The organism is Halorussus salinus (genome assembly GCF_004765815.2).
Classification (GTDB): domain Archaea; phylum Halobacteriota; class Halobacteria; order Halobacteriales; family Haladaptataceae; genus Halorussus; species Halorussus salinus.
This window is the reverse complement of record NZ_ML974127.1, coordinates 917,541-930,910: the sequence shown is the minus strand read 5'-3', so window position 1 is coordinate 930,910 and position 13,370 is coordinate 917,541. Positions and strand designations below refer to the sequence as shown.

16 protein-coding genes are annotated in these 13,370 nt (G+C 66.8%); 7 read left to right on the top strand and 9 right to left on the bottom strand.

Annotated elements, in window-relative coordinates:
* Positions 1-104: 104 nt before the first annotated feature.
* Positions 105-413, top strand: coding sequence for a hypothetical protein (locus EPL00_RS04760; protein WP_135851576.1), 309 nt, complete (start codon positions 105-107; stop codon positions 411-413).
* Positions 414-438: 25 nt separating this feature from the next.
* On the opposite strand, the gene EPL00_RS04755 is transcribed toward EPL00_RS04760, so the two are convergent.
* From EPL00_RS04755 to EPL00_RS04745, 3 genes are all read right to left on the bottom strand, one after another.
* The gene (locus EPL00_RS04755) at positions 439-1,152 is read right to left on the bottom strand and encodes a methyltransferase domain-containing protein (RefSeq protein ID WP_135851577.1); all 714 of its coding nucleotides are present in this window, start codon (positions 1,150-1,152) and stop codon (positions 439-441) included.
* A 123-nt stretch (positions 1,153-1,275) separates the two neighbouring features.
* Entirely contained in the window at positions 1,276-2,301 is a 1,026-nt protein-coding gene (locus tag EPL00_RS04750; protein ID WP_135851578.1) for a hypothetical protein, read from the bottom strand.
* 140 nt (positions 2,302-2,441) lie between these two features.
* Positions 2,442-2,747 carry a hypothetical protein gene (locus EPL00_RS04745; RefSeq protein WP_135851579.1) on the bottom strand — a complete coding sequence of 102 codons (306 nt, stop codon included), beginning with the start codon at positions 2,745-2,747 and terminating at the stop codon, positions 2,442-2,444.
* A gap of 153 nt (positions 2,748-2,900) precedes the next feature.
* Between EPL00_RS04745 and EPL00_RS04740 the strand changes: the two genes are divergently transcribed.
* Complete coding sequence (locus EPL00_RS04740; protein WP_135851580.1) at positions 2,901-3,266, top strand: winged helix-turn-helix transcriptional regulator; 366 nt, start codon at positions 2,901-2,903, stop codon at positions 3,264-3,266.
* A gap of 79 nt (positions 3,267-3,345) precedes the next feature.
* Here the strand turns inward: EPL00_RS04740 and EPL00_RS04735 are convergent, their stop codons facing one another.
* A complete protein-coding gene (locus tag EPL00_RS04735; protein ID WP_135851581.1) occupies positions 3,346-4,641 on the bottom strand; it encodes a heme ABC transporter ATP-binding protein in 1,296 nt (431 codons plus the stop codon).
* Between the two features lie 415 nt (positions 4,642-5,056).
* The gene (btuC, locus tag EPL00_RS04730) at positions 5,057-6,169 is read right to left on the bottom strand and encodes a vitamin B12 ABC transporter permease BtuC (RefSeq protein ID WP_135851582.1); all 1,113 of its coding nucleotides are present in this window, start codon (positions 6,167-6,169) and stop codon (positions 5,057-5,059) included.
* Positions 6,170-6,230: 61 nt separating this feature from the next.
* Here btuC and EPL00_RS04725 point away from each other — a divergent pair, with 61 nt between their 5' ends.
* The 3 genes from EPL00_RS04725 (at position 6,231) to EPL00_RS04715 (ending at position 8,043) form a co-directional block, all read left to right on the top strand.
* The gene (locus EPL00_RS04725) at positions 6,231-7,466 is read left to right on the top strand and encodes a PGF-CTERM-anchored ABC transporter substrate-binding protein (RefSeq protein WP_135851583.1); all 1,236 of its coding nucleotides are present in this window, start codon (positions 6,231-6,233) and stop codon (positions 7,464-7,466) included.
* A 62-nt stretch (positions 7,467-7,528) separates the two neighbouring features.
* Positions 7,529-7,810, top strand: a complete 282-nt coding sequence (gene srp19 / locus EPL00_RS04720) for a signal recognition particle subunit SRP19 (protein ID WP_135851584.1) — start codon at positions 7,529-7,531, stop codon at positions 7,808-7,810.
* A gap of 5 nt (positions 7,811-7,815) precedes the next feature.
* Positions 7,816-8,043 (top strand): H/ACA ribonucleoprotein complex subunit GAR1, encoded by a 228-nt coding sequence (locus EPL00_RS04715; protein WP_135852467.1) that lies wholly within the window; start codon positions 7,816-7,818, stop codon positions 8,041-8,043.
* A gap of 7 nt (positions 8,044-8,050) precedes the next feature.
* Here EPL00_RS04715 and EPL00_RS04710 read toward each other — a convergent pair whose 3' ends face one another.
* Positions 8,051-8,365, bottom strand: coding sequence for a hypothetical protein (locus tag EPL00_RS04710; RefSeq protein ID WP_135851585.1), 315 nt, complete (start codon positions 8,363-8,365; stop codon positions 8,051-8,053).
* 126 nt (positions 8,366-8,491) lie between these two features.
* On the opposite strand from EPL00_RS04710, the gene EPL00_RS04705 reads away from it, so the two are divergent.
* Both EPL00_RS04705 and EPL00_RS04700 read left to right on the top strand, forming a co-directional pair.
* Complete coding sequence (locus EPL00_RS04705) at positions 8,492-9,538, top strand: presenilin family intramembrane aspartyl protease PSH (RefSeq protein WP_135851586.1); 1,047 nt, start codon at positions 8,492-8,494, stop codon at positions 9,536-9,538.
* Between the two features lie 105 nt (positions 9,539-9,643).
* Positions 9,644-9,934 (top strand): hypothetical protein, encoded by a 291-nt coding sequence (locus tag EPL00_RS04700; RefSeq protein WP_135851587.1) that lies wholly within the window; start codon positions 9,644-9,646, stop codon positions 9,932-9,934.
* Positions 9,935-10,305: 371 nt separating this feature from the next.
* Here the strand turns inward: EPL00_RS04700 and EPL00_RS04695 are convergent, their stop codons facing one another.
* The 3 genes from EPL00_RS04695 to EPL00_RS04685 all read right to left on the bottom strand — a co-directional run bounded on the left by EPL00_RS04695 (position 10,306) and on the right by EPL00_RS04685 (position 13,343).
* A complete protein-coding gene (locus EPL00_RS04695; RefSeq protein ID WP_135851588.1) occupies positions 10,306-11,304 on the bottom strand; it encodes an ornithine cyclodeaminase family protein in 999 nt (332 codons plus the stop codon).
* Positions 11,305-11,483: 179 nt separating this feature from the next.
* On the bottom strand, positions 11,484-11,717 hold the full coding sequence (locus EPL00_RS04690; protein WP_135851589.1) for a hypothetical protein: 234 nt from the start codon (positions 11,715-11,717) through the stop codon (positions 11,484-11,486).
* Between the two features lie 300 nt (positions 11,718-12,017).
* Positions 12,018-13,343, bottom strand: a complete 1,326-nt coding sequence (locus EPL00_RS04685; RefSeq protein ID WP_135851590.1) for an OFA family MFS transporter — start codon at positions 13,341-13,343, stop codon at positions 12,018-12,020.
* Positions 13,344-13,370: the final 27 nt, after the last annotated feature.

Below are 13,370 nucleotides of genomic sequence, written 5' to 3'. Positions count from 1 at the left end.
TGCGCTCGCCGACATCTGCGAGCGAACCCTCGTGCAGTCGTGTAATTTCCGAAAAATATCACCGATACACTTATATCTGAACCATGATGCCTTCCGAATAGGAGATGAACCCCGCGAAGTTCGCCCTCCTTCTGGGCGTCGGCCTGCTCTCGTTTCTGTTCGTCGCGTCGCTCTACGTCGTCTGGACCCGTATCGTGGGGCTGGACCCGACGCTCGCCCAGCGGTGCGCGACGTTCTCGCTCCCCGGCCGGGCGCTGGTGGCGCTGGTCTCGGGCGCGCTGTTGGGCACCGGGAGCCTCGCCGCGCCGAACGTCCGAGTCGGCGTCGCCGGGATGGTCCTGCTGGCGGCCAGCACGTTCGCGGCGCTGATGCTGTTCGAGTTGGCCCAACAGCGAGAACGCGCGGCGAGTTAGCGTTTTTCGAGCGCGATTCGACCAGTTAGGCTTTGTCGAGCGCGGCCCGGTAGTGCGGCCCCTCGTCGCCGTAGTACACGTCCGCGACCCGCCAGTCGGTTCCGACCGCCGCCTCCCGGATTCTGTCGGGACCGAACAGGCGGAACAGCAGGGTCTCGCCCAGTTCGTCCTCGTACTCGAAGGTCATCACCCGCGCGGCCTGTCCCGGCGTCGGGTCCGGCCGGTAACCCAGCAGGTCGCCCTCCTCGATTCGGCCGGGGTCGTAGCAGTCCACCACCGCGGTCCCGTCGGGCGCGGTCACGTGCGCGAGGTCGCTCAGGAATCGCCGGAGACCGTCCATCGACCCCGCGAGACCCAACTGGGTGCCGATGGCCAGCGCCGACCGGAACCGGTCGCGCTCGAACGTCTCGCGGAGCGCGAACATGTCCCCGTCGCGGGCGTCGGCGACTCCTCGGTCGCGCATCGTCGCCACCAAGTTCTCGCTGACTTCGAGTGCGACCGTCTCGAACTTTTCCTGAAAGTACAGCGCGTGACGACCCGCGCCCGCGCCGAGGTCCAGTAGCGGGCCATCGAGGTACGACTCCAGCCACCGACCGGGGTCGCTCTCGGCGGTGAACTCCGTGAAGTAGAACTGTTCGATGGGATGCTCGCGGGTCTCCTCGCCGTCGCGCTGAATCAGGGGTTCGTCGCGCTCGCCGCGGGAGTGGTCGCGGACGGCGCGGCCGAAGGGGTCTCCCATGCCCGAAATCGCATCCGGCTGTCGGAAAAGCGTTCGTGAAAAGCGGTAGCGTGTACCGTACTAGGAGTGTACTCTCCGTTCCCTAAAAAACGAAAACCCGCGCGTAACGAGTGCAGAGCGGTCTCACGACCCGTCGTCCGTCACGAACCGGAGGTAGTACTCGTAATACTCGCCGTCGTACAGGACGACAGACGGGCGGTCCGGTTCCGAGAACGCGTCCTTCCGGATGTTGCCGTCGATGTACGCCCGGCGGCGGAGTCGCTTCAGGACCGACCGATACGCCTCCGAATACGGGTGACTCTCGCCGTATCCCTTTCGCCCTCGGGCGTCCCGGAGGAGCGACCGCTCGTCGGTCGAGAGGTCGCCGCGGACGAACCGTGCCTCCACGAATCGAGCGCGAAGCACCGCCTCCAACTCCGCGGGCGAGTCGGCGACCGGTTCGACCTCGGCCCGGTAAATCGGCTCGTAGAACGTCTCGCGCGAGACCTCGACCGCGTAGATTTTCCCGCGGTACTCGACGTGGCTCGGTCCCGAGTCGCCGAGGAGACGACTCTCCTCGACGCCCTCGTCACTCCGGTAGACGTAGCCGCCGCGCTCGACGAGGCCCACCGGGACCCCGCCGACGTTGCCACGAGCGCGAGCGGCCATGTGTGCGATTTCGACCGCATGCTGGTCGGCCTCGGGCAGGTCCTCACGAGCCGTGTGGTCGGGCACCGAGTCGAGTTCGTCGGGCGACCCGACCGTTCGGAGTCGCAGGACGGGGTGGGTCTCCTCGCGCTCGCCGACGACGACCGAGCCGAGTCGGTAGTAGGTCCCGTCGTGTTTCGCGTATTTCGGGTCGTCACGGGCGAAGAACGGTTGCCTGAGTTGGGTGGTGTAGGTCTCGCCCGAGACCGCGGCCGCGAAGGCCTCCTCGTCCCAGTGGGGCCGCCCCTCGAAGTCGGTGACGTAGTGGTCGGCGAGCGTCCCCGACTGGCGGGACAGCGACAGTCTGAGTCGTCGCTCGCCCGAGACGTTCCCGGTTTCGCTCCCGATCGCGCTGTCGCTTCCGGTCGCGTCACGAATCGCGTCAAGACAGCCGCTCGTTCCGGCGAGCGCGACCGCACTACCGGCCGCCAGCAGACGCCGCCGCGAGATAGTGGAGGGCATCGTCCGGCGATTTCGCCACGACTGACATATCCCTTGTGTCTCCCGGTGACGCCGAAGGCGCGTTCCGTCGCGGCCGAGGAGTCCCGCACGTCCGGCGGGCCGACCGCGGACCGACGAGCCGCGGTTCTGTGGCGGTTCAGTCAGGGTTCGTACGAACAACTCTCGCCGCACTCTCCGGTGCATCCACACGCGTCGTCAGCGCAGTCGTCACAGCAACTCTGACGCTGGTACGTGACGAATGCGACGACCAGTCCGACGCCACCGAGGAGCGTCGCGGGAACCGACCCGAGAACCGGAACGTCGATGGGGCCTTCGCCGACGATGCCGAGGCTGTAGCCCGCGAGAAGGCCAGCGAGCAGTAGCACGGCGTTTCGGACGTTGAGGGCGTCTCTCACGAGCGAAACGACGCCCCGTTTCGGACGAGCGGAATCCATTTCGGAGGACATGCATCCACAGAAACGTCCTATCATTTTAACGGTCAGCGAAGCTCGCACTGACCGAGTACTGTTTTCTGAGTTGATTTCGGTCTCGTACCTAGTTTCGGTTGGTAACCCAATGGCGGTAGAATGATACGTCCGCGTCCGGAACGCTCCCGGCAAATGACGAACGTCGAAGAGGAGGCCTGCGTCGCGTCGTGGTGTGCTGGCGACGACTGGTGTGCCGTGACCTGTACCGCCCACCTCATCGGAAAGAAGTGGCACCCGGTCATCGTCCACCGACTGCTCGCCCGCGGTCCGCTCGGGTTCAACGCGCTCGAAGACGACATCGAGTCGATTTCGAGTACCGTGCTGTCGAGCAGTCTCGAAGACTTGGAAGACAAGAATCTCGTGAACCGGGAGATAGTGAGCGAGAAACCGTTCCGGGTCGAGTACTCGCTGACCGAGCGGGGTGCCTCGCTTGAACCGGTGGTCGAAGCGATGGACACGTGGGGCGAAGACCACCTCTCCGACACGTCTTGTAGTTGATTCTCGTCGCTTCGGTCATCGGTGCGGTGTCGAAGCCAGTCGTTCCCGCGTACTCGAAGCACAGACGCGTCTCGGCGACTCACTCGGCTTCGACGTTCGGCCGCGCCTCGGACTCGGCGACCGCCTCCTCGACCGCCCCGAGGAGTTCGTCGGGGCCGACCACTCGTCCGCGCTCGCTCAACTCCCGGTAGAGCGCGGCGGCGTCGCTCCCGGCGTAGTTGCGCTCGGCGAACGGGCGCTCCTCGACCACGACCACGGAGTCGGCCTCGCGGGCGGCCCGGAGGTTGGCGAGGTTGCCCGCGCCGACCTCCACGTCCGCGAGAATCGTCGCGTCCGCCCCTCGAATACGGGCTTCTACCTCCCGGCGGGCCGCCTCGCCGACCGGCGCGAACGGCTCCTCGGTCACGGCGTCGAGACCGAGCGACCGGGCGGTTTCGAGGTCCGAGTCGCCCTCGTTGAGCGCGCCGACCGAGACCTCGTAGCCCGCCGCCGACAGCACGTAGAGGAGTCGCGAGACGGTGCCGCCCCCGCCGACGACGTGGACTCGCCCCGCGGGGTCCTCCTCGGTCGGACGCTCGGGGAGCGCGGTGACGTAGGTCGAACCGGTCACGGGGTGGCTGGAGACGACCGCCCGCGTGTCGAAGGCGGCTTCGAGGTGGTCCTCCGCGAGGACCTCCTCGGGGTCGCCGCTGGCCCGAATCTCGCCGCCCGCCAGCAGGCGCAACTCGTCGCAGTAGTGGGCCGCCAGATTCAGGTCGTGGATGGCCGCCACGACGGTCTTGCCCTCGTCGGCCAACTCGCGGACGAGTTCGAGCGTCCGGACTTGGTGGTTGATGTCGAGGCTCGCGGTGGGTTCGTCCAGCAGGAGCGCGGGCGTGTCCTGTGCCAGCGCGCGGGCCAGCAGGACGCGCTGGCGCTCGCCGCCCGACACCGCGGTAATCGACCGCTCGGCGAACTCGGCGACCTCGGTGCGGGCCATCGCGCGCTCGACGTGTTCGCGGTCGGAGACGCGTTCGCCGTCGGAGGTGCCTTCTCGGGACGATTGCGGACCCGAGAAGCGCGACCGGTAGGGGTGGCGACCCATCCCCACGACCTCCTCGACCGGAAAGTCGAACGAGAGGGTGGTGTCCTGCGGAACGACCGCGACCCGGCGACTCGCCTCCTTCGAGGAGAGCGCCGCCACCGAGTCGCCGCCCACCCGGACCTCCCCGCGGTCGGGCGTGAGGACGCCGTGGATGGCCCGGAGCAGGGTCGTCTTCCCGGCCCCGTTGGGGCCGACCAAGCCGACGAACCGGCCCTCCTCGACGGCGGTGGTCACGCCGTCGAGTATCGAGTTCCCGCCGAGTTCGACCGCCACGTCGTCTATCTCTATCATCGGTTTTTAGGCAGTTTGGGTGTTTTGGTGCTGTTTTTGCGACCTTTGGTATCGAAATTGGAGCCGTCTGTGCTGTCGCGGTTGCGGTCTTCGGTGTCGGAATCGAAGTCGTCCCAGTCGTTGCAGTTACGGCTCTCGGAGTCGCTGGAGTCGTCGCAGTCATCTCCACCATCGGAGGAACGTCGCTTCAGAAAGCCCCCGCCCGCTCGCGGTCGCTGACCGACATATCCGCGCCTCTCCGCACCGCCCGGCGCAGATAGGGGTCGGTCAGGCGACCACGGACCTGCGGTCCGCGAGCGGGCGGCCCCTTTCGTCCATCCAGACGGTTGTTTTCGAGACCACGCGTTCGCGTGTCGGAGGAGTAATCGAGCGCGCCAAATCGGAAGCCGCGGCCTCCGAGTACCGAAAGTCCGGTTCATAGCGCGTGTACCTCCCGTGTCCGGAGGAGATAGAGGAAAAACGGCGCACCGAGAAACGCGGTCACGATGCCGACCGGTAGCTCCGCGGGACCCGACCGCGCCAGCGTGTCGGTGGCGACGAGGAACGTCGCGCCCGCGAGCGCGGAGGTCGGGAGTAGGATGCGGTGGTTCGGCCCCACCAACAGGCGCACGACGTGGGGCACGACCAACCCGACGAAGCCGATGACGCCCGTGACCGCCACCGCCGCGCCGGTCATCACGCTGGCGACCCCGAGGAGCAGTCGCTTGGTGCGCTCGACCTCGACGCCGAGCGCGTGGGCGTCCTCCTCGCCGAGGAGAAGCACGTTCAGGTCTCGCGCGTACGCGAGGAGGACCCCGAAACCGACGAGCGTCACCGGCAGGACCATCGCCACGTCGGCCCACGACGCCAGATGGAGGTGGCCCATCAGCCAGTAGACCGCCCGGCGGAGGCTCTCGCCGCTCTGGAGGAGCAGAAACGAAACCACCGCGCCGAGGAACGTCTGGACCGCCACCCCGGCGAGCAGGAGCGTGGCGACGGGGGTTCGGCCCTCCTCGGTGGCGAGCAGGTAGACGCCGAAGGCGGCCCCGATAGCGCCGAGGAACGCCGCCGCTGGAAGTGCGAGACCGGGCGCGAACGGGAGGGCGAAGGGAAGCGCGATGGTCGCCACCGCGCCCACCGCCGCGCCCGACGAGACGCCGATGATGGAGGGGTCGGCCATCGGGTTCCGGAAGAACCCCTGCATCACGACCCCCGCCGTCGAGAGCGCGAACCCGACGACCGCGCCCAAGACGATGCGGGGCAACCGGAGCGTCACGACGATGGTCCGGGCGGTCTCGGGCACCGCGAAGTCGAAGAGCGGCGCGAACTCGACGGTCGGCGTCGGACCCGAAATCGCCACCCCCGCGAGTCGGAGCGTCCGCTCGGTCGTCCCGACTCCGACGGGGACCGCGAGCGCGTTCAGGAGGACCTTGCCGACCACCGCGTAGTCGAGGGCGACCGGCCCTATCGCGGCGCTCACTATTACGACGACCGCCAGCACGGCGGCCAACACCGCGGACGTGCCGACGATTCGCGCGGAGCTACGCATCGTATGAAAGCCTGATTGCTTTAGGTAAATACTTATTGGATACGGTCGGAGATGGGAACGCATGAGACAGCAGGCAACGACGCTACTGGCGGTACTGCTCGTCCTCGCGGCGGGCGTCGCCCCGGTCGGAGCGGTCTCCGGGGCGGCCCCGAGCGACGCGAGCGCGGTCGGGCAGGTAGGGAGCGCGAGTCAGGTGGAGAGCGCGACTGCGGCGGCGCAGTCGAACTGTTCGTTCCCCGTCACCGAGACGGACGCGACGGGGACCGAGGTGACGGTCGATAGCTCCCCCGAGCGCGTCGTCACGCTCGGCCCGAGCGCGGCCCAGACGATGTGGGAGATCGGCGGCAAGTCCCAAGTCGTCGGCGTCACGCAGTACTCGTCGTATCTCGACGGTGCCGACTCGCGGGCGAACGTCTCGGGCGCGGGCCGGACCTACGTGAACGTCGAGAAGGTCGTCGCCCAAGAGCCCGACCTCGTTCTCACCGCGAACGTCGTCTCGAACGAGACGGTCGTGAAACTCCGGGAGGCCGGACTCACCGTCTTCAAGTTCGCCGAGGCGAAGTCGGTCGCCGACATCTACGCGAAGACGAATCTCACGGGCGAACTCACCGGCAACTGCGACGGTGCGACCGAGACGGTTTCGTGGATGAAAGACCGCATCTCGACCGTGCGAGAGGCCACCGAGGGCGAGGAGTCCCCGACGGTGTTCGTCTCGCAGGGCGGCGGGTGGACCGCGGGCGAGGGCACCTTCGTCGGGAACGTGGTCGAACTCGCGGGCGGGACGAACCTCGCGGCCGCGGCCAACATCACCGGCTACGCCAAGATTAGCGAGGAGGTCATCGTCCAGCAGAACCCCGAGTGGATAGTCCAGATCGGGGCGTTCGGCGGCTACCCCCAGACCGAGGCGTACAACGGCACCGCCGCGGTCCAGAACGACCAACTCGTCACGGTGAGTAGCGAGAACATCAGCCAGCCCGCACCGCGCGTGGTCTACGCCATCGTGGAGATGGCCCAAGCGTTCCACCCCGAAGCGTACGCCGAGGCGAACGCGACCACGACTGCCGCCACCACGATGGAGAGTACGGAGACGGCGGACGCGGAGACGACGGACGCGGAGGCGGCGACGCAGACGACCACTGCGATGGACTCTGCGACCGAGACGATGACCGACGAGGAGGCCATGCAGGACGCGACGACTACGACGAGCGACTCGTCGTCCGGGTCCATCCCCGGCTTCGGCGTCCCCGCGGCGCTCGCGGCCCTCGCCGGTGCGGCGATGCTCGCGCGTCGTCGCTGACGCCGCCGAGACGACTCTCTCTTTTCCTAAGTTGTTTAACGGCCGGAGCGAGACGTTGACGTATGGTCGAGAAAGTGCTGTGGCCCGCCTACTTCGACGCGGAGAAGACCCGCAACGAGGGCCGACGGGTAGCCGCCGAGATGGCCGTCGCCGAGCCGACGGTAGACGAAATCGCCCAAGCCGTCCAGCAGGTCGGGTACGACGCGATAATCGAGCGCGACAAGGCCTACTCCCGCGAGAACTGGGACGAGCGCGGTCGCGTGCTGGTCCAGAACGCCGACGACTCCTCGAAGAACGACCTGATTCAGGCGGTCGCGGCGTACGTCGCGGCGCTCCGCGACTGATGGCGATGCAGAAACTCGGCGAGGTCGTCCGGACCGCCCAAGGACTGGCGGTCGTCCGGTGTCCCGACGACGACCCGCCGGACGTGGGCACCGAGGCGGTGGACGAACAACTGAACGTCGTGGGTCGGGTCGTGGACGTGTTCGGCCCGGTCTCGCGGCCCTACGTCGCGGTCACGCCGGACGACGGCGTGGCGCTGGCGACGCTGGTGGGCCAGAAACTGTACGCGCGCTGAATTTTCGTTACGCTCGTCGCCAGTCGTCCGCCTCGGCGAAGTGTCGGCGCTTCTCCTCGAAGTCGGCCTTCGCCGCGCCGTAGAAGCGTTCGCGCCCGACCGGGGTCCGGACGGCGAAGACGACCGTGTTCTCGGTCACGTCGTAGACGCCGAGTCGCCGCCCCGACGAGACCTGTTCCCACTCGGCGACGAGCGACCCGTCCGAGACGACCCGCGACCCCAGTTCCCAACTGAGGCGGTTCAGGGCTGGCAGGGTGAACGGCACGGCGTCGGGGAGGCGGACGGTCCCCGCCGAGCGGCCTCGCGTTCCGTGACTCGACATGCCATCGCATGGGTCCGGCCCGACGAAAAACGTGTCGGTCAGCGTTCGTGTGCGACCGGTCGGGAGTCGGGTCCGCGGCGCGAGGAGACCACAACCACAAAGACCGGCGGGTGGCAACGACCGGGCATGGAGAATCGAACGCGCGTGTTCGCGGCCGTCGGGTTGACCGTGGCCATGTTCCTGCTGGTCCAACTCGGCGCGCTGGCGCTCGTCGAGCCGTTCCAGCAGGCGGGCTACCAGCAGGTCGAGAACCCCTCCGACCCGACGAACAGTCTGGTCTACGTCGCGGCGGTGTTGGTACTGACCGGCGTGATGCTCGCCATCATCAAACTCGACGTACAGTGGTTGCTCCGCGGGGCGATTATCTTCACCAGCGGACTCCTCTCGTGGTACGTCTTCTCGGTCGTGATTCCGGCGTGGCTCGTCGTGCAGTGGGGCGGCGCACCGCTCAACGTGGTCGCGCTGGGCGCGGCCGCGACCGTCTCGCTCGCGCTCGCGGTCCACCCCGAGTGGTACGTCATCGACGCCGCGGGCGTCCTGATGGGCGCTGGCGCGGCCGGACTGTTCGGCATCAGCTTCAGCCTCCTCCCGGCCATCGTGCTGCTGACCGTGCTGGCGGTCTACGACGCCATTTCGGTCTACGGCACCGAACACATGCTGACGCTGGCCTCGGGCGTGATGGACCTGAAGATTCCGGTCATCCTCGTGATTCCGATGACGCTCTCGTACTCCTTCCTGAACGACGACGGGGTGGCTGACGAGGAGAACGAACCGGAAGCCAGCGCCGCGGACGGCGGCGAGACCCCGGAGACGGACGCAGACGACGCGCCAGCGACGGACGCCGAGGGCGACCACGCCGAGGCCGAGCGCCCGGAGGTGTCCGACCGGGACGTGTTCTTCATCGGACTGGGCGACGCCGTGATGCCGACGGTGATGGTCGCCAGCGCGGCCTCCTTCGCGCCCGCCGACCCGCTCGTCTCAGGGTTGGCGCTGAACCTCCCGGCGCTGACCTCGATGGTCGGCACGATTGGGGGCTTGCTGGTTCTCCTCTGGATGGTGATGAAGGGCCGCGCCCACGCCGGACTCCCGCTGTTGAACGGCGGCGCAATCGGCGGCTATCTGGTCGGCGCGCTGGCGAGCGGTATCTCGCTGATGCAGGCGATTGGACTGTAGTGACATCGACGCGGCACTCTGCTCGTCAGAGAGAGACGAGACAGATACCAGTGCCCACGTCTCACTCTCCAAATAATTTATCAGGTCGAACTCTTACTGGGAGGTATGGAGGTACTTCAGCGGACGTTGTTCCGCGAACCGGATGGACGACGGAAGGGGCTTCTCTTCTCGTTTTTGTCGTCCGTCTGCCTTCTCGTGTGGGTGTATTCCGGTGTCGTACTCGACGGTTTCCACTTGTTCCTCTTTTCGGGTATCGCGTTTGCACTCTCCGGGTTCGCCGAATCGCTACCTCCGGACCGACGACGTTCCGCAGGAGTACTTCGAACGCTGGCCGTCGGTCTCCTCGTCGTCTTTCTCGTTCTCCTCGCATCGGTTCCAGAATTGATATTGGACTGAGCGAGAGCGGTCGCATTTGATAGTTAGATAGAATCTGCGGACGGTATTCCGAGAAAGTCGGGTCGGATTGCTACCGTTTCGACAGAGTCGTGCTATGCTATCACAAATTATTTGCGAGTCTCTGCCAACCCATAACCGAGACGACATACTCAAGTGTGAGTAAATATTTTGTAGAGCTATGCGATGGCAGCATCCCCGAAACAAGACCGACGTTGAGCGCAAGAAAAAAGAGACCAGTGCGGGCACCGACTCGTCGTTCATCGCGGCGATGATGCTCGCGGCGTAAGGTAGCCTTGCAACGAGCGACCGACCACCGCTTTCTCTGAATCGCCGAGTCCCCGAGACGAGAGTCCAGTTCTACGGCGCCTCGACTACCGACCGGTCAGCGCCTCGCTCGCGGGCGCGAACGAGATTTCGGAGCCGAGTCCCTCGTCTCGGGCCTTCTCGTAGAGCATGTGCGCCGCGGCGACCGTCTCGATTCCGGTCCCGCCGCTGTCGAAGACGGTGATCTCCTCGTCGGACTCGCGGCCCGGCGCTTCCCCGGCGACGACCTCGCCCAACTCCGCGTGAACGTGGTCCTCGGAGACGACGCCCTCCTCGACCGCGGCGATGAACGACCCGGCGTCCTCCATCACGCGCTCGCGGAGGTCCGGGACGTACTTGGCACGCTCGATGGTCGTCGCGTCGAGTTCGCGCTTGTTGGGGTGGTACTGACCCATCGCGGTGACGTGGGTCCCTTCCGCCAGCAGGTCGCCGTCGAACACCGGGTCGCTCGCGGTCGTCGCCGTGACCACGACATCGGCCTCCTCGACCGCGGCCGCGCTGGAGGCGACCGCCGCGACCGACGGCGCTAACTGCTCGTTCATCTCGGCCGCGAACGACTCGCGCGAGTCCTTGGTCGGCGAGTACACCCACACGCTGTCGAGGTCCCGGACCGCGGCGGCCGCGCGCAACTGCCCGCGGGCCTGCGAGCCAGCCCCGAGGAGTGCCAACGTTTTGGCGTCCTCACGAGCGAGCGCGTCGATACCGACCGCGCCCGCCGCGCCGGTCTTGAAGGGGTTCATGCTCGCGCCGTCCAGCAGCGCGAGGGGTTCGCCCGACTCGGCGTCGAAGACGGGCGCGAGGAACCACGCGTCCTCTTCGCCGAACCCGGCGGCGTACATGTACCCGCCCATCGCGCCGGTCTCGGGCAGGACCGCCGAGTAGTCGGTGAGCATCCCCGGCGGGTCGGCGTTGGTGAGTTTCGCTCGCGGTCGGGCCGGAGCGCCCTCGCCGCGCTGGCGGTAGCCCTCCCGGACCGCCTCGACGTACTCGCCGGGCGTCGCCAATCCGGATACCTCCTCGCTGGTCAGGAACAGTGCGTCCGTCATGGCCCAAGCAACACAGTCCAGTCGGAAAACGATTGAGGGACGACCCGAGAGCTGACGGGTGGTTGAACAGTCCGCGTCGAGGTTTGAGAAGACGCTCCGAGCGAAACTACCAACGCGAGAAGTGAGAGAAAGACCGCAACGACGGAATCGGAAGTCGAAGTCGGGAATCGAGAGTCGGTTCAGTCGGCGGGCTCGAAGGAGGTCGAGGACGAAGACTCGACGGTCTCGGACGAAGACTGGGGGTCGTCCACGGGGCTGTTGACGAACAGTGCGTGTCCGATGAGCGCGACGGGGATACTGGCCGCCAGCGGGACGGCGGACGTAATCGAGAAACCGACGACGCTCAGCACGGCAGTTACTCCGACGAGGGAGAGCGGAATCAATCCGAGGATTAGGTCGTAGTACCCAGTCATAATCTATTACAAAATATGCCCCATAGGTATATAACTCTTTCCCGTAGTTGAACGGTTCAATACCGATAGGCGAATCCTATGCGCTGTATGAGATTTTCATAACTTATGGATACGCCATCAGTCTGTTTTCTACCGTAGAGTGTCCAAAATGAACGGTAGGGCGGTTCTCAGTCCCGTCCGGAAATTCCTGTCAGTAATTTCGCCGAGGAGCGCGATTCGAACGTCGTCGGCGTCGAGAAACGAACCGTCGCCGGAGAGTCGAACGCCGCCGGAGAATCGAACGCTGCCGGAGCGCGTGACTTACTCGCTCGGTTCGCGGAGGAGAACCGCCGCAAGCCCCGCCAACACCGCGAATCCGCCGCCGATGGCGAACGCGGTGGGCCAACCGGTCTGTGTCACGAGCCAGCCAGCCACGCCGCCGCCGAAGACGCCGCCCCACATCTTCCCGGAGTACAGCAGGGCGTAGTTCGCCGACGAGTGTTCCTGCCCGTAGTAGTCGCCGACGACGCTCGGAAAGAGCGTGTACTGGGGACTCCAGAAGAAGGCCGTAATCGCCACCGCGGCCAGAAAGCCGACCACGGTGTTGGTCACGCCGAACCAGACCACCGCCAACAGCCCGATGCCACAGAGCGTGAACGAAACCGCCATCGCCCGCTCGCGGTCCACCCTGTCCGAGAGGTCGCCGACGACGAGGCGGCCGATACCGCCCGCGATGGGGATGAGCGTGGCGGATATCGTCGCGGTTACGGCGTTCAGGCCGACGTTCTGGGCGAACGAGACGCTCTTTGCGGTCAACATCAGCCCTGCACCGCTGACGAAGACGAACATCGCGTACATCAGCCAGAACTGCCACGTCCGGAGCATCTCGCGGGTGGTGTACTGCTTGCCCGCGGTGAGGGTCGCGCCGCCGTCGGTCTCGGCGCGGTCGGCCTCCGCCGCGCGGTCGGTCGTCTCCTCGGCGTCGGCAGACTCCGCGGCGGCCTCGTCTCCCTCGTCGCTCGCGTCGGCCCACCCGCTCGGCGGGTCGCGCAGGACCAGCGCGCCCACGAGGAGACCGACGCCGATGAGCAGGCCCATGTTGCGAAGCACGTCCGGATAGCCCGCCACGGTGGCGTTGGTCCGGACGTACGGGATGAACAGGGCCGACCCCGCGGCGAACGCCATCGTGCCGACGCCGGTCGTCAGCCCCCGTCGGTCGGGGAACCACTTCAGCGCGGTGTTGACCGCGACGGTGTAGACGATGCCGACCCCGACCGCGCCCAGCGAATAGAGGAGGTAGAGCTGCCAGACCTCGGTCGCGTAGGCCAGTCCCACGTAGCCGCCGCCCGCGAGGAGACCGGCGAGAAGCGTGAGTCCTCGCGGTCCGTGGCGGTCCCGGTACCACCCGACGGGGAACTGCGACCCGGCCTGAAAGACGACGAACAGGGTGAAGACGAACCCGAGCGCGGTCGGGTCGAGTGCGAGCGACCGCGCGATGGGCGACTCGATGGACGACCAGACGTACTGGTACGGGCTGATGAGGCCCATCATCACCGCGGCGGCGGCGACCTGCCACCACCGCGAGAACCCCAGCACGTCCCGCGCCCGAGCGGCGTGGTCGATGTCGGACTGCGACGACGTTGGCATTGTTTGGCTCCTGTCTTCGGCCCGCAA